The organism is Actinomadura sp. RB99, assembly GCF_014706005.1.
Lineage (GTDB): Bacteria > Actinomycetota > Actinomycetes > Streptosporangiales > Streptosporangiaceae > Spirillospora.
Window position 1 is genome coordinate 1 of sequence record NZ_JABMCA010000040.1, and the last position, 19868, is coordinate 19868.

Here is a 19868-nt window from a genome sequence, read left to right on the forward strand (position 1 = left end):
CCCGAGGCCGAGCGCTCCCCGGGACCGGCCGGCGACGACCGGGCCGGCGGCCGCGGCGGGTCGCCTCCCGGCGACCCGTCCCGCTCCGAGCCCGCCCGCGGCGAGTCGCAGCCGTCCTCCCCGCCGGCGCAGCACGCCGACCGCGACCAGGGCTCCGCCGAGTCCGGCTCGCGCGCCCCCGCGCCGCGCCCGTCCGCCGAGTCGTCCCCCTCCCGGGTGCACGCCGGCGAGAACGACGGCGGCCCCGCCCCCGCCGGAGGACGCCGCCGTCCGGTCGTGTTCGACGAGGACGACGACCTCGACGTGCCCGACTTCCTGAAGTGATCACCACCGTCGCCCTGGGCGACGGCGTCGGCGCCGCCTTCACCGGGCGGTCCGGCGGCGTGAGCACGGCCCCCTACGACTCCCTCAACCTCGGCGGAGCGGTCGGCGACGACCCGGCCGCCGTCACCGCCAACCGGCGGCGCGCCGCCGCCGCGCTCGGCGTCGACCCCGCGCGCACCGTCTGGATGCGGCAGGTGCACGGCGCCGACGTCGCGTTCGTCACCGCCCCCGCCGACGCCGGCGACCACGGCCCGGTCGACGCGATCGTCACCACCGTCCCCGGCCTGGTCCTCGCGGTGCTCGTCGCCGACTGCGCCCCTGTCCTGCTGGCCGACCCCGCCGCCGGGGTGGCCGGCGCGGCCCACTCCGGTCGGCCCGGCACCGCCGCCGGCGTCGTCCCCGCGCTGGTCAAGGCGATGTGCGAGCGCGGCGCCGACCCCGCGCGCATCCGCGCCGCGATCGGCCCCGCCGCGTGCGGCGGCTGCTACGAGGTGCCCGCCGAGATGCGCGACGAGGTCGCCGCCGTGGTGCCCGCCGCGCACGCGACGACCGCGAAGGGCACCCCGGGCCTCGACATCCGCGCCGGGATCGCCGCGCAGCTCGCGGCGAGCGGGGTGGACGACGTCCGCGTCGACCCGCGCTGCACCATCGAGACGCCCGGCCTCTTCTCCTACCGCCGCGACGGCCGCACCGGCCGGTTCGCCGGATTCGTCTGGCTCGAGGACGAGGGCCGCTCCTCCACGCGAGGTGGCGCGTGACCTCCGGCGCGCCGAGCGGCGCTCCGGCCCCGGACGAGCGGCGCGCGGAGCTCGCCGAGAGCCTCGCGGAGGTCCGCGACCGGATCGCCGCCGCCTGCGCCGCCGCCGGGCGCGACCCCGCCGAGCTCACCCTGATCGCGGTGACCAAGACCTTCCCCGCCTCCGACGTGCGGCTGCTGGCCGGACTCGGCCTCACCGAGGTCGGCGAGAACCGCGACCAGGAGGCGCGGCCCAAGGCGGCCGAATGCGCCGACCTGCCGCTCACCTGGCACTTCGTCGGCCGGCTCCAGACCAACAAGGCCCGCGCGGTCGCCTCCTACGCCGACGTCGTGCACTCGGTCGACCGGTCCCGGCTGGTCACCGCGCTGTCGGACGCCGCCGTCCGGTCCGGCCGCACGCTGCGCTGCCTCGTCCAGGTCTCGCTGGACGAGGCCGAGCACCGCGGCGGCGCCGCCCCCGCCGACGTCCCGGCGCTCGCCGACGCGATCGCCGAGGCCGGCGGCCTGGAGCTCGGCGGGCTGATGGCCGTCGCGCCGCTCGGCGCCGACCCGCTGCCCGCCTTCGAGCGGCTCGCCGCCGTCGCGGCGCGATTGCGGCGGAACCATCCGGACGCCCGGATCGTCTCTGCGGGCATGAGCGGTGATCTGGAGCAGGCGATCGCGTGCGGCGCGACACACCTGCGCATCGGTACGGCGTTGCTCGGCGGCCGACGGGCAATCGTCAGGTAATGTCCCGGGAGTGGTACCTGCCGGAACGCGGGCCCACGTAGACGGATCGGTCCAGCGGTGCCGGAGGCGCCGGGGTGCCGCGGCCACAGGACACGGAGGGGCGTATGGCCAGCGCGATGCGCAAGATGGCGGTCTACCTCGGCCTGGTGGAGGACGACCGCTACGACGACAAGTACGGCGACGAGTACGACTACGAGCCCTACGACGACGAGACCGACCCCGGTCAGGGGCGCCGTCGCGAGGACGAATCCGGCGGTCAGCTTACCCGAGCCGAGGAGACCGCGGACCGGGAACGCGATCATCACGCGGTGTCACCCCCGGAGCGACGCTCCGTGGCGCTCTACGAGTCCGGTACCACCGACCTTGCGCGCATCACTACGCTGCACCCTAGGACCTACAACGAGGCGAGGACCATCGGGGAGCACTTCCGTGAGGGCACACCGGTGATCATGAATCTGACCGAGATGGTCGACAGCGACGCCAAACGGCTCGTCGACTTCGCGGCGGGTCTCGTGTTCGGCCTGCACGGGAGCATCGAGCGTGTTACCAACAAGGTGTTCCTCCTCTCACCCGCCAACGTGGAGGTGACCGCGGAGGACAAGGCCCGGATGGCAGAACGAGGGTTCTTCAACCAAAGCTGACAGCCACATGCGAGAGTGTCCGTGAACATCGTTGGACAGGTGCTGACGTACCTCCTGTACATCTTCCTGCTGTTCCTGATCGGCAGGCTGATCCTGGAGGTGCTGCAGTCGTTCGCCAGGCAGTGGCGTCCCAGAGGGGTGGTGCTCGTGATCGCCGAGGCGACCTACACCATCACCGATCCGCCGCTGAAGCTGCTGAGGCGTTTCATCCCTCCCATACGGCTGGGTAACGTGGCGCTGGACCTCAGTTTCACCTTCCTCATCTTTGTGGTGTGGGTCTTGATCATCTTCGTGCAGAGGCTCTGATCGGATACCGTCCTTTGGGACAGACTCCAAGCGCGCCAAGGAGACGAACATGCCGCTGACACCCGCCGATGTGCGGAACAAGCAGTTCAGTACCACCAGGCTGAGGCCGGGGTACGACGAGGAGGAGGTGGACGCCTTCCTCGACGAGGTCGAGGCCGAGCTCGACCGCCTCATCCAGGAGAACGAGGAGCTGCGGGCCAAGCTCGCCGAGTGCCTCCGTGGCAAGGTCCCCGCCATGGCCGCCCCCATCGTGGAGCCCAAGCCGGACGTTCAGAAGATCCCGGAGCCTCCCCGCCCCGAGCCGCAGCCGCAGCCCGAGCCGGAGCCCGTCCCCCTCGGCCTCGGCATGGCGCCGGCGCCCACGGGCGAGGACAACATGGACACCGCCGCGCGCGTGCTGGCGCTGGCGCAGCAGACCGCCGACCAGGCGATCGCCGACGCCCGCCGCGAGGCCGACGAGACGCTCGGCCGCGCCCGCCGCGAGGCCGAGGAGATCCTCGGCAAGGCCCGCCGGCAGGCCGACCAGATCGTCAGCGAGGCCCGCTCCCGCGCCGAGGCCCTCGACCGCGACGCCCAGGAGCGGCACCGCCAGGTCATGGGCTCGCTCGTGCAGCAGCGCGAGGAGCTCGAGCGCGAGGTCGACAACCTGCGCGCCTTCGAGCGCGAGTACCGCAGCCGCCTGAAGGTGTACCTGGAGGGCCAGCTGCGCGACCTGGAGGCCGGCAGCACCGAGACCGGCGCGTTCGCCGCCGTCCCGGGCGCGGCGCCCTCGATGGCGCAGCCGACCGGGCCGCAGCAGCCGTCCGTCTCGCAGCCCGCGCCGCAGCCGGGCCCGCAGAGCCAGCTGCCGCACAGCGAGAACCGCAACGGCGGAGCCGGCTCCAACCCCGCCGGGCCGACCTTCCCGTCGCCCGCCGAGCACACCCAGCAGGTGCAGCACTCGGCGACCGGCGCGTTCCACTCCGGCGGCGGTGACAACCCGCCGCACGAGAGGCGCTGACGCGGGCACCGCAGGCGATAGTGTCGTTCCGATCGCCGCGCCGAGGATGGCATCGCCGCCGTCCCGGCGGCGTCGGCGTGACACCTGGGCCTGAAGGGCGGCCCGGAGCCGAGCGGTCCGAACGAGGGGGAGAGACCCTGTGATCATCCTGAGTGGCGTTCTCGTGGTGGCGGCGATCGCCCTGCTGGTTGCGGGGATCGTCGCCGGCAACGGAGACAGCGCACAGGTCTTCGGCCTGGACGCGCTGGTGGTGATCTACATTTCGATCGCCGTCAGCATCGTCTCCGCGCTGTGCCTGGCCATCGGGGTGTTCCTGCGCCGCAAGGAGCTCTTCGGCACCGGGGCCCCCGCCGCGCCGGCCAGGAAGGGCGGGAAGGCCAAGCGCCCGCGGCCGGCTCCGCCGGTGCCCGCGGCCAAGAGCGCGTCCGGCGCCCCCGCGGCGACCCGGCCGGCCCTGGACGCCCCGGCCGAGCCCGACGACGAGGTCGAGATCCCCGTCCAGCCCGTCGACGTGCCCGACGACGCCCTGGTGTTCGTCGTGCGCGGACGCAAGCGCTACCACCTCGACACGTGCCGGCAGCTCGCCGGGCGCGACACCGAGGAGCTCACCTACGCCGAGGCCAAGGAGGAGGGGTTCAGCCCCTGCACCGCCTGCATGCCCGACACCGCACTGGCGGCGCGCGCCGCGGCGTCGGAACCCGGGTCACCCGGCCCGGGCAGGACGGTCACGGACGGCCCCGACCTCACCAAGCCCGGCGTGGAGCGCTCCGCGGCCGGTCCGGAGGGCGGCCTGGCCGGGCTGGCGAAGCCCGCGCACGCCGCTCCCTCCGCGCCCCACTCCGCGCCCCACTCCGCGCCCCCGCCCTTCGGCCCGACCACGGAGATCCCCCGCGTCCCGGAGCCGGGCGAGCCGGAGCACGACCGCCCGTCGGCCGGTCGCCACGCGGAGGCGCCGTCCGGCCGTGTGCCGTCCGCCTGGCCGTCCTCGCCCGCCGACCCCGACCCGGAGCCGGAGAGCGCCCCGGCCTCGTTCCGCAGCCCCGTCGGGCCGACGCTGACGGACATCCCCGTCGCCGGTCTGGCGCCGCGGGAGCCCGAGCGGGCCGAGGAGCCCGCCGACGAGCCGCAGGCGTCCGAGACGCCCGAGACGCCCGAGACGTTCGAGGCGCCCGAGCCGCCGGTGCGGGAGCCGGAGCCCGAGCGGGAGGCCCCGCACGCGGAGGAGCGGCCCGCCGGATCCGGGCCGACCGACGTGACCACCGACCTCGGCGCCGATCCGCTGAACCTGGGCGAGGCGGCCGCCCCGCGTCCCCGCGACGCCGACGAGGCGGCCGTGCCCGCGCCCGCCGAGCCCGCCGCGGACGAGCGGCCCGCCGACGACGACCACGACGGCCACGACGAGCCCGCCGAACCCGCCGAGGCGGCGGACGCCGACGACGACGGCCCGCAGGTCCGCATCCTCAGCGGCACGAAGCGCTACCACCGCACCGACTGCGCGCTCATCGAGGACATCGGCGACGAGGCCGACGACCTGGAGGCGCTGTCGCGCGCCGAGGCCAAGGCCCGCGGCTGCACGCCCTGCCTCGTCTGCCAGCCCGACCGGGAGCACGCGCGGGACTGAACGTCCCGGCACCCCTTCCGCACTTGCCGTGAGACGGGCCGCCCGGCGGCGTGACCGCCGTCCGGGGCGGCCCGCTCCCGTCGTCCGGGAGCGGGCGGGTCAGCGGTGGCGGCGGCGTTCGGCGCGGAGCTCGCGGAGGCGCTCGCGGCGTTCGTCGCGGCGCCGGTGCACGTCCGAGTGCCGCTCCAGCATCCGCTCGTGGTGCTCCTCCATCCGCTCCAGGTGCCGCCGGTGGCGCTCCAGGTGCCGGTCGCGCCGGGAGGGCCGCTCGCCGGCCTCGCGGCGGTGCACGTTGATCCCGCCGAAGATCACCATGCCGGTGAGCCGGATCAGCGGCGCGTCCGGGTCGGTGACGTCGTCGGGCAGGTCGGCGCCGCCGAACACCATCGCGGCGGAGTTGGTCACCCGCACGCCGGGCGGCACCGTGATGTCGATGCCGCCGAACAGGCAGCTGACGTTGACGGTGACCTCGCCCTGGCTCAGGACGGCCTGCCGGAAGTCCAGGTCGACGCCGCCGAACACGCACGAGACGTTGGTGGTCGGCTCGACGAGCCAGCGTCCCCGGCGGGTCACCCCGCTGAAGATCGCCACGAGGTTCGGCGACTGCGGGACGGGCGGCGGCAGCGGCGCCTCGTCCTTGTGGAGGCGCACCTTCGGCCGCGGCGCCTGCTCGGACGGCAGGTCGGCGAGGACCGGTTCGAGGTCGGCGTAGGTCTTGGCCCGGTAGACGGCGTCGATGCGCTCGGCGTGCTCCTCCGGCGTGATGCGGCCCTCCGCGAGGGCCTCGCGCAGACGGTCGGCGACCTGGTCGCGGTCGGCGTCCGAGGCGCGCATGCGCGCGGGGGCATCGGGCTCGGAGGGCTGCTCGGGAAGGTTCACGGGACCATCATCGCAAACGCGACAACCCAAACGCGATGTGTCGCGAAAAACCCGACCTTCCGACCCGGTCGAACACGTCGTGGAAGGCCGGACCCAGGCCACCGGCCACGGGCAGGCACGCGGAGCGAGCGCCAGCGAGCGCAGCGGGCCTGCCCGACGACTGACAGGCTGTTTCGCCGCGGAGCGTTGGCGGAGCGGCGAAACAGCCTGTCGGTCGCGACGGGGGTTCCAGGGGGTCGCCCCCCTGGGACGACTAAGACTTGCGGAGCCAGTACGTCAGGCCGAGCTCGTCGTCGCGGCCGGCGGTGAGGCCCTCGGGACGGCCCTCGGTGACGGACGTGGCGAGCACCTCGGCGCCGACCTCCTCGCCGTGGGCGCGCAGCGCCTCGGCGAGGTCGTCGCCGGCGGCCTGCCACCACAGCTCGATCCGGTCGGTGACGTCCAGCCCGGCGGCCTTGCGGGCCTCCTGGACGAGCCGGACGGCCTCCCGGACGAGCCCGGCGCGGCGCAGCTCGGCGGTGACGGTGAGGTCGAGGGCGATGGTCTCGCCCGCGGCGCTCTCCACCGCCCAGCCGCTGCGCGGCCGCTCGGTGACGATCACGTCGCCGGGCGACAGGCTCACCGCGCCGACCCCCTCGGCGTCGACCTCGGCGGCGCCGGTGTCGCGCAGCGCGTGCACGAGCGCGGCGGGGTCGGCGGACGTGACGGCCTTGGCGACCTTCGGGGTGTCCTTGGCGTACCGCTTGCCGAGCTCCCGGAAGTTCGGCTTGACCTCGTACTCGACGAGGTCGACGCCGATGGAGGACAGCTCCTCGAACGCCTGGACGTTCAGCTCCTCGGCGATCTGGGCGCGCAGCTGCTCGGGCAGCGCCGTCCAGCCGGCGGCGCCGACGAGCGCGCGGCCGAGCGGCTGGCGGGTGCGGACGCCGCTGGCGGCGCGCGCGGACCGGCCGAGCTCGACCAGCCGCCGGACGAGGGCCATCTGCGCGGTGAGGTCGGCGTCGAGGAGGTCCTCGTCCACCGCGGGCCAGTCGGCGAGGTGCACCGACTCGGGGCCGCCCTCGGGCCGGATGACGTCCCACACGTGGTCGGTGATGAACGGCACCATCGGCGCCATCAGCCGGGTGAGGGTCTCCAGGCACTCGTAGAGCGTCGCGAACGCCGCGGCGCCCTCGGCCGTCTCGGGGCCCTCCCAGAAGCGGCGGCGGGACCGCCGGACGTACCAGTTGGACAGGTCGTCGACGAACTCGGCGAGGCGGCGCCCGGCGCGGGCGGTGTCGAACTGCTCCAGCGACGCGTCCACCTCGCGGACGGTGCGGTGCAGCTCGGCGAGCGCCCAGCGGTCCAGCAGCGGGCGGTCGGCGGGCGCGGGCGCCTCACCGAGCCGGTCCGGCGTCCACGCCTTGCCCTGCGCCTGCGCCGCGTTCGCGTACAGGACGAAGAAGGACGCGGTGTTCCAGTAGGTCAGCAGGACCTTGCGGACGATCTCCTCCAGGGCGGCGTTGCCGACCCGGCGGGACGCCCAGGGCAGGCCGCTGGCGAGCATGAACCAGCGCAGCGCGTCGGCGCCGTGCTGGTCCATCAGCGGGATGGGGCGCAGCACGTTGCCGAGGTGCTTGCTCATCTTGCGGCCGTCCTCGGCGAGGATGAGGCCGAGGCACAGGACGTTCTCGTAGGACGACCTGTCGAACACCAGCGTCCCGACCGCCATGAGGGAGTAGAACCAGCCGCGGGTCTGGTCCTGCGCCTCGCAGATGTACTGGGCCGGGTAGGTGTTCTCGAAGACGTCGTTGTTGCGGTGCGGCGCGCCCCACTGGGCGAACGGCATGGAGCCCGAGTCGTACCAGGCGTCGATGACGTCGGGGACGCGGCGCGCCTCGGTGCCGCACTGCGGGCAGGGGAACGTGACGTCGTCGACGTACGGGCGGTGCGGGTCGAGGCCGGACATGTCGCTTCCGGCGAGTTCGCCCAGCTCCGTGAGGGAGCCGACGCAGGTGATGTGGTCCTCGTCGTCGCCGCACACCCACAGCGGCAGGGGAGTGCCCCAGTAGCGGCTGCGGGACAGCGACCAGTCGACGTTGTTGCGCAGCCACTCGCCGTACCGGCCGGTCTTGACGGTCTCGGGGAACCAGTTCGTCTTGTCGTTCTCCTCGAGAAGCCGGTCCTTGATCTGGGTGGTGCGGATGTACCAGGCGGGGAGCGCGTAGTACAGCAGGGGCGTGTGGCAGCGCCAGCAGTGCGGGTAGCTGTGCTCGAAGTGGCCGCCCCGGTACAGCAGCCCCCGCGCGCGCAGGTCGTCGGTGAGCGGCTCGTCGGCGTCCTTGAAGAACTTGTTCCCGACGAGGGGCACCTCGCGCAGGAACCGGCCGTCCGGCCCGATCGGGTTGACGATCGGCATGCCGTAGTTCTTGCAGACGGTCATGTCGTCCGCGCCGAACGCGGGCGCCTGGTGGACGAGCCCGGTGCCGTCCTCGATCGTCACGTAGTCGCCGAGCACGACGTAGTGCGCGTCGGGGATGTCGACCAGCTCGAACGGCCGCCTGTAGGTGGTGCGCTCCAGCTCGCGGCCCTGGTAGGTCGCGAGGCGCTCGGCGCCCTCGCCGAGGACCTGGTCGAGGAGCGGCTCGGCCACCACGAGGATCTCGTCGGACCCGGCGGGGCGGGCGGCGACGTAGGTGACGTCCGGGTGGACGGCCACGGCGGTGTTGGACACCAGCGTCCACGGCGTCGTCGTCCAGATCAGCAGCGCGGCGCCCAGCTCGGCGAGCGGGCCGGACGTGACCGGCATCCGCACGTACACCGACGGGCTCGACACCTTCTCGTACCCGCCGGGCTGGCCCAGCTCGTGGTCGGACAGGCCGGTGCCGCAGCGCGGGCAGTACGGGGTGATGCGGAAGTCGCGGAACAGCAGGCCCTTGTCGAAGACCTGCTTGAGGGACCACCAGACGGCCTCGACGTACTCGGGGTCCATCGTCCGGTACGCCTGGTCGGTGTTGACCCAGTAGCCCATGCGCTCGGTCATCTCTTCGAACGCGTCCACATGGCGCAGGACCGATTCGCGGCAGCGGTCGTTGAACTCCGCGACGCCGTACTCCTCGATGTCCTTCTTGCCGGTGAGGCCGAGCTCCTTCTCCACGGCCACCTCGACGGGCAGGCCGTGGCAGTCCCAGCCGGCCTTCCGGGGGACGTGGTAGCCCTTCATGGTCTTGAAGCGCGGGAAGATGTCCTTGAACACGCGCGCCTCGACGTGGTGGACGCCGGGCATGCCGTTCGCGGTGGGCGGGCCCTCGTAGAAGACCCAGGGGGTCCCGGACGCGGTGCGCTCCAGGGACCGCTCGAAGACCTTGCTCTCCCGCCAGCGGCGCAGCATGTCCCGCTCCATGGCGGGCAGATCGACCTGCGCGGGCAGCGGCCGGAAACTACGGCTCACTTGGGCGGACCTCCGGATCGGCGCGTAACTCGGCACGTGGACCGGAGGGACGAGACGCCTGCCCGGACCGGCCGAGCGGGGACCCGCGGTACCACCCTCCTTGACCGCGCGCCCGGTCGCCCGGACATGCGCGGCCCGCTTCGTTCGAGTCTCGGCTGCCGGGTCTACTGGGCCCGCGGACTAGTGGTCCGGGGCGGTTCTTCCGGCGGCTCCGGGGTGATCAGGCCGCCGGGCTCGCCCCCGGGCTCGCACCGTCCCCGGGTCGCTCATGGCCGCGTTCGGCGGCAGGTGTCCCCATCAGCGCCTGCCACAAGACTGCTCGTCACGACTCTAACGCACGCGGCCACCGTCCTCTTCCCGTTATCGCGTTCCGAGGGGGCTCGCCGGGGACCGGCCCCGGTGATGAGGTTCCTTTGCGATCTCCTGCTATTCGCTGGAGTTTCCTTGTGAGCGGGCGCCGGGCATAAGCGGTCGGTAACCGACCCAGGGTGTTTACCCGGCCCGCGAAAGGGGACTTATGCTGCCCGCACTGCCTGTCGAGGCGATCAGCGCTGAGGAGGCCACCATGGCCGGCGCGGGAAAGGGCGCGGTGCCCTCTGGCGAGACGGCGCCGTCCGGCGAGACGGGGTCGTCCGCGAGGACGGCGCCGGCCGGCAAGAAGGGCCGGAGCACGCGGCAGGGCGCGGCGAAGGCGCCCGCGGCCAAGGGTTCGGCGGGCACGGCGCCCGCGACCAGGTCCGCCGGCGGGTCCCGGGCGGCCAAGCCCGCCGCCAAGCGCGGGAAGGCCGCGGCCGGGTCCGGCCGCGGCGGGTCCGGCGGGGGCGAGGCCGCCGCGAAGGCCGCGGACCTCCCCGTCCGCGCGGGCGAGGGGCACTGGACGGCCTCGGAGCTCGCCGAGGTGCGGGCCGGGCTGGAGGAGCAGATCGTCGCGCTGCGCGAGGAGATCGCGGCGTCCGCGGTGCAGATCGCCGAGGGCGACATCAGCGAGGGCGCCGGGGACGACCAGGCCGACGCGGGCGCCAAGACGTACGAGCGCGAGCACGAGCTGGCGCTCGCATACAATTCACGGGACCTCCTGGCCCAGATCGAGCGGGCCGTCCAGCGAATGGAAGCCGGCACGTACGGGATCTGCGAGTCGTGCGTCGAACCGATCGGCAAGGCGCGCCTCCAGGTCTTCCCGCGTGCGACCCTGTGTGTGACATGCAAACAACGCGAGGAACGTCGCTGAGCGACCAAACGAACCCTGACGGAGGGGCCGGGGAATCCACGGGATCTCCCCGGCCGCGCCGCGTCGGCGTGCTGATCGCCGTGGCCCTGGCCGCGCTCGCCGCCGACATCGTGTCCAAGACCATCGTGGTGGCCACGCTGCAGGACCGGGCGCCGGTCCGGCTGCTCGGCGGGCTGCTGACGCTGCGCGAGACCCGCAACAGCGGCGCCGCGTTCTCGATCGGCACCGGCTACACGATCGTCTTCACCGTGATCGCCTGCGGCGTGGTGGTGGCGATCCTGCGCACCGCCCGCAACCTGCGCAGCCTGCCCTGGGCGGTCTGCCTGGGGCTGCTGCTCGGCGGCGCGATCGGCAACCTGCTCGACCGGCTCTTCCGCGCCCCGGCGCCGCTGAAGGGCCATGTCGTCGACTGGATCGAGTTCCCGCACTACCCGGTGTTCAACCTGGCGGACTCGGCGATCGTGTGCGGCGGCGTGCTGGCCGTCGTGCTCGCGGCGCGCGGCCTCCAGATCGACGGGACGCGCCTGGCCGGCAAGGACGGCGACGAGGACGGGGACGGGGGGCCGGACGGGGCCTCCGCCGAGCCGCCCGCCGCCGAGGAGCCGCCCGCGGCGAAGGACGCGAAGGCCCCCGGGACCGCGCCGCGCACCGGCGGCGAGACGCCCGCGCAGGACGGCACCGCCTCCCCGGCGGCCGGGGACGAGGACGTCCCGGCGCGCGAGGAGAAGCCCTGATGGGCGGTGAGGTGCGCAGCCTCCACGTGCCGGACGGGCTGGAGGGCGAGCGGGTCGACGCCGCGCTGGCCCGGCTGTTCGGGGTGTCGCGGGGCGGGGCCGCCGACATCATCGCCGCCGGCGACGTCCTGCTGGACGGCCGGGAGGTCGCGACCAAGTCCGAGCGGGTGCAGGCCGGCGCGTGGCTGGAGGTGACGCTGCCGCCGCCCCCGGCGCCGCCCGCGGCGGTCGCCGAGCCCGTGCCCGGCATGGGGATCCTGTACGAGGACGACGACATCGTCGTGGTGAACAAGCCGGTCGGGGTCGCCGCCCATCCGACGACCGGCTGGACGGGCCCGACCGTCCTCGGCGGGCTCCTCGGCGCCGGGCACACGATCGCGACCAGCGGCGCGTCCGAGCGGCAGGGGATCGTCCACCGGCTGGACGCCAACACCACGGGCGCGATGGTGGTGGCCAAGAGCGAGGTCGCCTACTCGCGGCTCAAGCGGGCGTTCAAGGAGCGCCGCATCGACAAGCGCTACCAGGCGCTCGTGCAGGGCCACCCGGACCCGTTCCGCGGGACGGTGGACGCGCCGATCGACCGGCACCCGTCGGGCGACGGCCGGTTCGCGGTCGTGGCGGGCGGCAAGCCGTCGGTGACGCACTACGACACCGTGGAGGCGTTCCGCGCCGCCACGCTGCTGGACATCGACCTGGAGACGGGCCGGACGCACCAGATCCGCGTGCACATGTCGGCGATCCGGCATCCCTGCGCGGGGGACATGGCCTACGGCGCCGACCCGACCCTCGCCGAGCGGCTCGGCCTGCGCCGGCAGTGGCTGCACGCCGTCCGGCTGGGCTTCGAGCATCCGACGCGGGGCGACTGGGTGCAGTTCGAGAGCCCGTACCCCGACGACCTGGCCCGCGCCTTGGAGATCGTCTCCAACGAGTCCTGACCGGCGGCCCAGGGGCGCGCGCGCCTCGCGCGCCCTGGGCCGCGGGCTGTCAGCGTTCCGCGGTCAGCGCTCGGCGGCGGCCAGGCCGGCCTCGATGACCGCGCTCATGATCTTCGCGAGCCCGTCGCGGCCGAGGGAGGGGGCGTGCTCGGCCATCGCGTCGACGATCGCGCGCTCCCGGTCCGGGTCGCGGCCCGCGAACCCGCCGACGGGCTTGAGTCGCTGGACGAGGGCGGCGACGGCGGCGCGGCGCTCCAGCAGCACGGCCAGCGCCGCGTCCAGCCCGTCGATCGCCGCGCGCGCCTCGTCCACGGTCGCCAGCTCCTCGACGGACGGCAGCGGCACGCGCAGCAGCGGGGCGGCCGCCTCCGCTGGGGCGCCCGCGGGCCCGCAGGCCGGGCAGGACGGCCCGGGGACGTCGGGGGTGCCGCCGGTGGCGTCGATGACCTGGTCGTGCATCTCGGTCTCCCTTCTCGCGGCGGCCGCGCCGTGCGGGGGTCCGTGCCCGGGGCCGCGTCCAATGGAAAAGGCGGAGCCCGAGTGGGTCTCCGCCTTGGCCGGCTCCGGGGTCGTCGCTCAGGTCGTCGTGCCGACCGGCTCGCCCGGAGCCGGCCGCGTAAACCCGAAATGGCGACGTTCCACGCGCCGATGGTACGGCGGAGCGCCCGGCCCCAGTCAAATCCCGGACGTCCGTCTCGGGTCGTGAGACGGCCCGGAGGGGGTGCGGCGGGCGCGGCCCCGAGTGCCGGATGTGACGCGGGAGACGGTGGGCGAGTCGGGGAGCGGACGGCCCCCGGACGGGGTTAGGCTCTCAGGACCGCGTCATCCCGGCGACCCCGCCGGGACGGCGTTCTTCCCCCGGGACCGATACCGCGACCACGTGCGGGCCACGCACGTGGGCGGTCGCATGCGAGCATCAGGAGGCGCAGCGGGCATGGCCGACTCTTTCGTTCACCTGCATGTTCATACCGAGTACTCCATGCTCGACGGAGCCGCCCGGTTGAAGCAGATGTTCGAGGAGGTCGGGCGGCAGAAGATGCCGGCGATCGCGATGACCGACCACGGCAACATGCACGGGGCCTACGACTTCCACAAGCAGGCCACCGCCGCCGGCGTCACCCCGATCATCGGCATCGAGGCGTACATGGCGCCCGAGTCCCGCTTCCACAAGAAGAAGGTCCAGTGGGGCGAGCCGAGCCAGAAGCGCGACGACGTCTCCGGCGGCGGCCTGATCAACCACATGACGCTGTGGGCGCGCAACAAGGCCGGCCTGCACAACCTGTTCAAGCTGTCGAGCCGCGCCTACACCGAGGGCTTCGTCTTCAAGTACGCGCGGATGGACGAGGAGCTGCTCGCCGAGCACGCCGAGGGCGTGATGGGCACGACCGGCTGCCCGTCCGGCAAGATCCAGACCCGGCTGCGGCTCGGCCAGTTCGACGAGGCGCTCAAGGCCGCCGCGACCTTCCAGGACATCCTCGGCAAGGACAACTACTTCCTCGAGCTGATGGACCACGGGCTCGACATCGAGCGCCGCGTCCGCGACGGCCTGATCGAGATCAGCAAGAAGCTGAACATCCCGCCGCTGGTGACCAACGACTCGCACTACACCCACGAGTCCGAGGCGACCGCGCACGACGCGCTGCTGTGCGTGCAGGTCGGCAAGCAGCTCGCCGACCCCGACCGGTTCCGGTTCGACGGGTCCGGCTACTACCTCAAGACCGCCGACGAGATGCGCGCGATCGACTCGTCCGACATCTGGGCCGAGGGCTGCCGCAACACGCTGCTGCTCGCCGAGAAGGTCGACCCCACGGGGATGTTCGAGCACCGCGACCTCAGCCCGCGCTTCCCCGTCCCCGAGGGCGAGACGGAGGAGAGCTGGTTCCGCAAGGAGGTCTGGAAGGGCCTGGAGCGGCGCTTCCCCGACGGCCTGCCCGAGGGGTACAAGGAGCAGGCCGAGTACGAGATGGGCGTCATCCTCGGCAAGGGGTACCCGTCCTACTTCCTCGTCGTCGCCGACTTCATCATGTGGGCCAAGGAGAACGGCATCCTGGTCGGGCCGGGACGAGGGTCCGCGGCGGGCTCGCTGATCGCCTACGCGATGGGCATCACCGACCTCGACCCGATCCCGCACGGGCTGATCTTCGAGCGGTTCCTGAACCCCGAGCGCGCGTCCATGCCCGACATCGACATCGACTTCCCTGAAGACCGGCGCGCCGAGGTCATCAAGTACACGACGGAGAAGTGGGGCGCCGACAAGGTCTCCTTCATCGCCACGTTCGGCACCATCAAGGCGAAGGCCGCCATCAAGGACGCCGGCCGCGTCCTCGGCTTCCCGTACGCGCTCGGCGACCGGATCTCCAAGGCGTTCCCGCCCGCCGTCATGGGCAAGGACATCCCGCTGTCGGGCATCTTCGACGAGAAGCACCCCCGCTACGGCGAGGCCGGCGAGCTGCGCAAGCTGTACGAGGAAGAGACCGACGTCAAGCAGATCATGGATCTGGCGCAGGGCCTGGAGGGGCTGATCCGGCAGACCGGCGTGCACGCCGCCGGGATCATCATGTCCGGTGAGACGATCACCGACCACGTGCCGATCATGCGCCGGGACGCCGACGGCGCGATCATCACGCAGTTCGACTACCCGACCTGCGAGACGCTCGGCCTGCTGAAGATGGACTTCCTGGGCCTGCGGAACCTGACGATCATCGACGACGCGCTCAAGGGGATCAAGAAGAACAAGGGCGTCGACGTCGACCTGCTCGCCCTCCCGCTGGACGACCAGCCGACCTACGACCTGCTCGCCCGCGGCGACACCCTCGGGGTGTTCCAGTTCGACGGCGGCCCGATGCGCTCGCTGCTGCGGCTGATGAAGCCGGACAACTTCGAGGACATCTCCGCCGTCGGCGCCCTGTACCGGCCGGGCCCGATGGGCGCGAACTCGCACACCAACTACGCGCTGCGCAAGAACGGCCAGCAGGAGATCACCCCGATCCACCCCGAGCTGGAGGAACCGCTCAAGGAGATCCTCGACACCACCTACGGCCTGATCGTCTACCAGGAGCAGGTCATGGCGATCGCGCAGAAGGTGGCGGGCTACACGCTCGGCAAAGCGGACCTGCTCCGCCGCGTCATGGGCAAGAAGAAGAAGGCCGAGCTGGACGCCCAGTACGTCGGGTTCGAGAAGGGCATGCTCGACAACGGCTTCTCGAAGGAGGCCGTCAAGACGCTGTGGGACATCCTGGTCCCGTTCTCCGACTACGCGTTCAACAAGGCGCACTCCGCCGCGTACGGCCTGGTCTCCTACTGGACCGCCTACCTCAAGGCGAACTACCCGGCCGAGTACATGGCGGGGCTGCTGACGTCCGTCGGCGACGACAAGGACAAGAGCGCCCTCTACCTGTCGGAGTGCCGCCGGATGGGGCTGAAGGTCCTGCCGCCGGACGTCAACACCTCCGAGGCCGACTTCACCCCGCTGGGCGACACCGAGATCCGCTTCGGGCTGTCGGCGGTCCGCAACGTCGGCCACAACGTGGTGGACGGGATCGTCGCGGCCCGCAAGGAGAAGGGCGCCTACACCGACTTCAACGACTTCCTCAACAAGGTCCCGTCGCAGGTCTGCAACAAGCGGGTCGTGGAGTCGCTGATCAAGGCGGGCGCGTTCGACGAGCTCGGGCACCAGCGCAAGGCGCTGCTGATGGTGCACGAGCAGGCGATCGACTCGGTCATCGACATCAAGCGCAAGGAGGCCGTCGGGCAGGACTCGCTGTTCGGCGCGCTGGAGGAGGAGGGCGGCGAGGACGCGTTCGCCGTCGCGATCCCCGAGGGCGAGGAGTGGGACAAGACCACCCTGCTGGCCTTCGAGCGGGAGATGCTCGGCCTGTACGTCTCCGACCACCCGCTGCTCGGCGTCGAGCACATCCTGGAGCGGGAGGCCGACTGCACGATCGCGGTGCTGAACGGGGGCGAGCGGCCGGACGGGCAGATCGTCGTCGTCGCGGGGCTGCTGTCGGGCCTGCAGCGCAAGGTCACCAAGCAGGGCAACTCGTGGGCGATGTTCCAGCTGGAGGACCTCGGCGGCTCCATCGAGGTGCTGTGCTTCCCGTCGTCGTACCAGCTGTGCTCCACGCTGCTCGCCGAGGACGCGATCCTGATCGTCAAGGGCAAGCTGGACCGCCGCGAGGACGTCGCGAAGATCATCGCGATGGAGGTCACCCAGCCGGACCTGACCATCACCGAGGGCACCGGCCCGCTGGCGGTGACGCTGCCGCTCGGCCGCTGCACGCCGCCGACGGTGTCGCGGCTGAAGGAGGTGCTGATCACCCATCCGGGCACGTCGGAGGTGCACCTGCACCTGCAGAACGGGCCGCGCACCACGGTCGTCCGGCTGGACGACCGGCTGCGCGTCGCCCCGTCCCCGGCGCTGATGGGGGATCTGAAGCAGCTCCTCGGCCCGTCCTGCCTGGGCTAGCCGCGTCCCGCCCCCTCCCGGCACCGGGAGGGGGCACCGGTGATGGTGTCCGGTAGCGGTCGGTGCGGACCCCGCGCCGCCGTGCGATCAGCCGGGGAACGACCGGGAGCGGTCGCCGGTCAGCCGCGGACCGCGGCGGGCGCCGCGTGCGCGAGGTCGGCCTGCCAGTCGACGAAGCGGCCGAGGCCGTCGAACAGCGCGCGGGCTCCACCGCCGCCGGGCAGCCGCATCTCGGTCAGCTCGTCGCTCTGCCGGTAGGCGATCCGGTGGTGCGACAGCAGCCCCGCGAGGGTGAGCCGCGGCTCGTGCGGGAACAGGCTCGTCGCCCCGGCCAGCAGCCGCGGGACCGGGATCGGGTCCCAGCCGGCCGCCGGCACCTGCGGGTCGTCGACGTGCAGGTAGGCCGAGCCGCCGTCGTAGCCCGCGCCGATGTAGCCGGCGCCGCGCAGCACCCCGCCCGCCGCCATCGCGATCAGCTCGCCGCCGTGCCCGGCGGGCCCGTCGTACCAGGACAGGTCGACCTCGGGCGTGGTGAACTCGGTGATGCCGAGCCGCTCGCCGAGCGCGCGGATCACCAGCGTCGGGACGACCGCGGGATGGGCGTCGCCGAACTGCGGGTTCGCCCACCCCCACAGCCAGGTGCGCTCGCGCGCGGCGTAGGAGCCGAGCAGCGAGACGCGGACGGTCACGCCGCCGCTGGTATAGGTGCGGGCGGTGAGGTCGGCGCTCCAGTCCTCGCGCGGGAGGAACTCGGCGAGCGTCTCCTGCTGCTGCAGGACGACGGCCGCCAGGGCGGCGCCGAGGCGTTCGAACGCGGGACTGAATCCGGACATGTCGGGCACATTATCCCAGTAACCGGGGCGGTCGCGGGCGTGAATCGAGACGGGAATGGGACACCATTCGATTGTCGATCGGCTGACCTGGGCAGGCTAGGCTTTCGCTGTCAGAGGACACTTCCATCGAGGAGCGTACGCAGTGCGGCGACCGACCGGCAGGCAGTTGACGACCTGGCTGGTCACCACCGCCATCGTGACGCCGCTCGGGCCGCTCGCGGGGCTGCTGTGGGCGAACACCATCCCCAAGGTCACATATGTGATCATCCAAGGTGAGCCGCTGATCGCCGATCCGGAAGGCGAGGGCCCGGTCGGGATCGACGGCAGGTTCGCGCTGATCGGGCTGGTGGCGGGCCTGCTCTGCGGCGTCGCCGCCTACGCCGCGCGCGGCCGCCGCAACGACATCGCGCTGATCCTCGGCATCGCCGCCGGCGGCGCGGCCGCGTCGCTGCTCGCCTGGAAGACCGGGCACCTGATCGGGCTCGGCCACTACGACGACGTGGTCCGGCACGCCCGCGACGGCGCCACCGTCACCGGCGTCGCCGACCTGCGCGCCAAGGGCGTGCTGGTGTTCTGGCCGGTCGCGGCGGTCGCCGCGTACGGGCTGCTGGAGGTGCTCGTCCGCCGGCTACCCCCGGGCGATCGCGGCGACGGTGGCGCCGGTGAGGGCGACGAGGTCGGCGGGGACGACCTCGATCTGGAGTCCGCGCCGACCGGCCGAGACGTAGACGGTCGCGAGGGCTGACACCGACGCGTCGATCACCGTCGGCAGCCGGCGCCGCTGGCCCAGCGGGCTGATCCCGCCGACCACGTAGCCGGTGGCGCGCTCGGCGTCGCGCGGGTGCGCCATCGCCGCCTTCTTCCCGCCCGCCGCCGCGGCCAGCGCCTTCAGGTCCAGCGACCCCGACACCGGGACGACCCCGACGGTCAGCCGCCCGTCCACCTCCGCCACCAGCGTCTTGAAGATCCGGTCGTGCGGGACGCCGAGCGCGTCGGCCGCCGCCGCGCCGTAGGACTCGGCGTCCGGAGCCGGCTCGTAGGCGTGCACGGTGAACTCGATCCCGGCCTTGGCGGCGGCGACCGTCGCGGGCGTGCCCTGGCCGCCCGCCTTCCCGCCCCCTGCCCCTGCCCGCTTGCTCATGGGGGACAGTCTGCCGTGATCTCCGGCCCCGGGCGCGACCGGCTCGGTGCCCCGCCGAGGGGACGGCCCCCGGGCTCCCCGGTCAGTTCAGGGTGAACGAGCCGTCGAGGAACTGCCCGGCCGGGATCATCGGCAGGGAGTCCAGGATCCGGTTCTCCCGGACCAGCAGCTCGCGCTCGGCGGCGAGCCGCAGTGCCGCGTCCTCGCATTCCAGCAGCCGCTGCTTCTCGTGCCCGTCGAGCACGACCGACGCCGCGATCAGGTACGACAGCGCGACCGGGTCGTCCGGCAGGGCCGGGTCGTCGACCGGGCCGGCGCCGGCGGCCGACAGCCGCTCCCGGTAGAGCCGGAACAGCCGCCGCACGCGCCGGGCGGCGGGCCCGGGGTCGGCGCCGGGCTCCTCCGGGAGGAACTCCACCTCGCCCTGCAGGTAGGGGCGGGACCGGTCCAGCTCCTTGACGCGGAAGCGGCGCGTCCCGGTGGTGACGATGTCGTAGCGGCCGTCCGGATGGCGCCGCGCCTCGCGCAGCTCGGCCAGGCAGCCGACCCCGGACAGGCGGTGCGCCGCGTCCTCGCCGACCTCGTGGCCGAGCTCGATGCCGACCACGCCGAAGCCGCGCGGCTCGGGCCGTTCGAGCAGGTCGCCGATGAGGAGCCGGTACCGCTCCTCGAACAGGTGCAGCGGGAGCACCAGGCCGGGGAACAGCACGGTGCCCAGCGGGAACAGCGGGAGCCGCTCGGTCATGTCGCCTCTTTCCCGCGCCTTCCCGCGCCGGCCGGGGACGCCCTCGACGCCAGCGTACGCCGGTGTCGATGATCTTGGTAAGGGGTGATTTTTCACAGTG

The 19868-nt window shown here is 73.1% G+C and carries 17 protein-coding genes and 1 pseudogene; 12 read left to right on the forward strand and 6 right to left on the reverse strand.

What is annotated here, in order from left to right:
- The 7 genes and pseudogenes from amrb99_RS29795 to amrb99_RS29825 form a co-directional block, all read left to right on the forward strand.
- A pseudogene (locus amrb99_RS29795) lies at positions 1-324 on the forward strand (cell division protein FtsZ); the annotation flags it as partial.
- Positions 321-1082 (forward strand): peptidoglycan editing factor PgeF, encoded by a 762-nt coding sequence (gene pgeF, locus amrb99_RS29800; protein ID WP_190862280.1) that lies wholly within the window; start codon positions 321-323, stop codon positions 1080-1082. The pseudogene amrb99_RS29795 and the gene pgeF, both read left to right, overlap by 4 nt.
- A complete protein-coding gene (locus amrb99_RS29805) occupies positions 1079-1810 on the forward strand; it encodes a YggS family pyridoxal phosphate-dependent enzyme (RefSeq protein WP_190862281.1) in 732 nt (243 codons plus the stop codon). The genes pgeF and amrb99_RS29805 overlap by 4 nt, the downstream gene beginning before the upstream one ends.
- Positions 1811-1914: 104 nt before the next feature.
- Positions 1915-2451 carry a cell division protein SepF gene (gene sepF / locus amrb99_RS29810; RefSeq protein WP_190862283.1) on the forward strand — a complete coding sequence of 179 codons (537 nt, stop codon included), beginning with the start codon at positions 1915-1917 and terminating at the stop codon, positions 2449-2451.
- A 21-nt stretch (positions 2452-2472) separates the two neighbouring features.
- The gene (locus amrb99_RS29815) at positions 2473-2757 is read left to right on the forward strand and encodes a YggT family protein (protein ID WP_151547235.1); all 285 of its coding nucleotides are present in this window, start codon (positions 2473-2475) and stop codon (positions 2755-2757) included.
- Positions 2758-2806: 49 nt separating this feature from the next.
- Positions 2807-3757 (forward strand): DivIVA domain-containing protein, encoded by a 951-nt coding sequence (locus amrb99_RS29820; protein ID WP_190862285.1) that lies wholly within the window; start codon positions 2807-2809, stop codon positions 3755-3757.
- A 139-nt stretch (positions 3758-3896) separates the two neighbouring features.
- Complete coding sequence (locus amrb99_RS29825) at positions 3897-5378, forward strand: hypothetical protein (RefSeq protein WP_190862287.1); 1482 nt, start codon at positions 3897-3899, stop codon at positions 5376-5378.
- 99 nt (positions 5379-5477) lie between these two features.
- On the opposite strand, the gene amrb99_RS29830 is transcribed toward amrb99_RS29825, so the two are convergent.
- Together amrb99_RS29830 and ileS are read right to left on the reverse strand one after the other, a co-directional pair.
- A complete protein-coding gene (locus amrb99_RS29830; protein WP_347256917.1) occupies positions 5478-6257 on the reverse strand; it encodes a DUF1707 domain-containing protein in 780 nt (259 codons plus the stop codon).
- Between the two features lie 253 nt (positions 6258-6510).
- Entirely contained in the window at positions 6511-9687 is a 3177-nt protein-coding gene (ileS, locus tag amrb99_RS29835) for an isoleucine--tRNA ligase (protein WP_190862289.1), read from the reverse strand.
- Between the two features lie 898 nt (positions 9688-10585).
- Between ileS and amrb99_RS51525 the strand changes: the two genes are divergently transcribed.
- From amrb99_RS51525 to amrb99_RS29850, 3 genes are all read left to right on the forward strand, one after another.
- Complete coding sequence (locus amrb99_RS51525) at positions 10586-10915, forward strand: TraR/DksA C4-type zinc finger protein (protein WP_347256925.1); 330 nt, start codon at positions 10586-10588, stop codon at positions 10913-10915.
- Between the two features lie 68 nt (positions 10916-10983).
- Positions 10984-11649 (forward strand): signal peptidase II, encoded by a 666-nt coding sequence (lspA, locus tag amrb99_RS29845; RefSeq protein ID WP_347256918.1) that lies wholly within the window; start codon positions 10984-10986, stop codon positions 11647-11649.
- Positions 11649-12584 carry an RluA family pseudouridine synthase gene (locus amrb99_RS29850; protein ID WP_190862295.1) on the forward strand — a complete coding sequence of 312 codons (936 nt, stop codon included), beginning with the start codon at positions 11649-11651 and terminating at the stop codon, positions 12582-12584. Before lspA ends, amrb99_RS29850 begins: the two co-directional genes overlap by 1 nt.
- Positions 12585-12647: 63 nt before the next feature.
- Here the strand turns inward: amrb99_RS29850 and amrb99_RS29855 are convergent, their stop codons facing one another.
- Positions 12648-13043 (reverse strand): chorismate mutase, encoded by a 396-nt coding sequence (locus amrb99_RS29855; RefSeq protein WP_190862297.1) that lies wholly within the window; start codon positions 13041-13043, stop codon positions 12648-12650.
- Positions 13044-13518: 475 nt separating this feature from the next.
- On the opposite strand from amrb99_RS29855, the gene dnaE reads away from it, so the two are divergent.
- The gene (gene dnaE / locus amrb99_RS29860) at positions 13519-17049 is read left to right on the forward strand and encodes a DNA polymerase III subunit alpha (protein ID WP_190862420.1); all 3531 of its coding nucleotides are present in this window, start codon (positions 13519-13521) and stop codon (positions 17047-17049) included.
- A 119-nt stretch (positions 17050-17168) separates the two neighbouring features.
- Here the strand turns inward: dnaE and amrb99_RS29865 are convergent, their stop codons facing one another.
- A complete protein-coding gene (locus amrb99_RS29865; RefSeq protein ID WP_190862299.1) occupies positions 17169-17882 on the reverse strand; it encodes a DUF6882 domain-containing protein in 714 nt (237 codons plus the stop codon).
- A gap of 142 nt (positions 17883-18024) precedes the next feature.
- Between amrb99_RS29865 and amrb99_RS29870 the strand changes: the two genes are divergently transcribed.
- A complete protein-coding gene (locus tag amrb99_RS29870) occupies positions 18025-18627 on the forward strand; it encodes a hypothetical protein (protein ID WP_347256919.1) in 603 nt (200 codons plus the stop codon).
- Here the strand turns inward: amrb99_RS29870 and ybaK are convergent.
- On the reverse strand, positions 18511-19023 hold the full coding sequence (gene ybaK, locus amrb99_RS29875; protein WP_190862302.1) for a Cys-tRNA(Pro) deacylase: 513 nt from the start codon (positions 19021-19023) through the stop codon (positions 18511-18513). The genes amrb99_RS29870 and ybaK overlap by 117 nt on opposite strands.
- An 82-nt stretch (positions 19024-19105) precedes the next feature.
- Complete coding sequence (locus amrb99_RS29880) at positions 19106-19768, reverse strand: LON peptidase substrate-binding domain-containing protein (RefSeq protein ID WP_190862304.1); 663 nt, start codon at positions 19766-19768, stop codon at positions 19106-19108.
- Between the last annotated feature and the right edge of the window lie 100 nt (positions 19769-19868).

Excerpts from the sequence above, each read along its gene's own strand:
- amrb99_RS29850 (WP_190862295.1), top strand. The coding sequence starts at position 11,649 with ATGGGCGGTGAGGTGCGCAGCCTCCACGTGCCGGACGGGCTGGAGGGC.
- amrb99_RS29880 (WP_190862304.1), bottom strand. The coding sequence starts at position 19,768 with ATGACCGAGCGGCTCCCGCTGTTCCCGCTGGGCACCGTGCTGTTCCCC.
- ybaK (WP_190862302.1), bottom strand. The coding sequence starts at position 19,023 with ATGAGCAAGCGGGCAGGGGCAGGGGGCGGGAAGGCGGGCGGCCAGGGC.
- sepF (WP_190862283.1), top strand. The coding sequence starts at position 1,915 with ATGGCCAGCGCGATGCGCAAGATGGCGGTCTACCTCGGCCTGGTGGAG.
- dnaE (WP_190862420.1), top strand. The coding sequence starts at position 13,519 with ATGGCCGACTCTTTCGTTCACCTGCATGTTCATACCGAGTACTCCATG.
- amrb99_RS29865 (WP_190862299.1), bottom strand. The coding sequence starts at position 17,882 with ATGTCCGGATTCAGTCCCGCGTTCGAACGCCTCGGCGCCGCCCTGGCG.
- amrb99_RS29820 (WP_190862285.1), top strand. The coding sequence starts at position 2,807 with ATGCCGCTGACACCCGCCGATGTGCGGAACAAGCAGTTCAGTACCACC.
- amrb99_RS29855 (WP_190862297.1), bottom strand. The coding sequence starts at position 13,043 with ATGCACGACCAGGTCATCGACGCCACCGGCGGCACCCCCGACGTCCCC.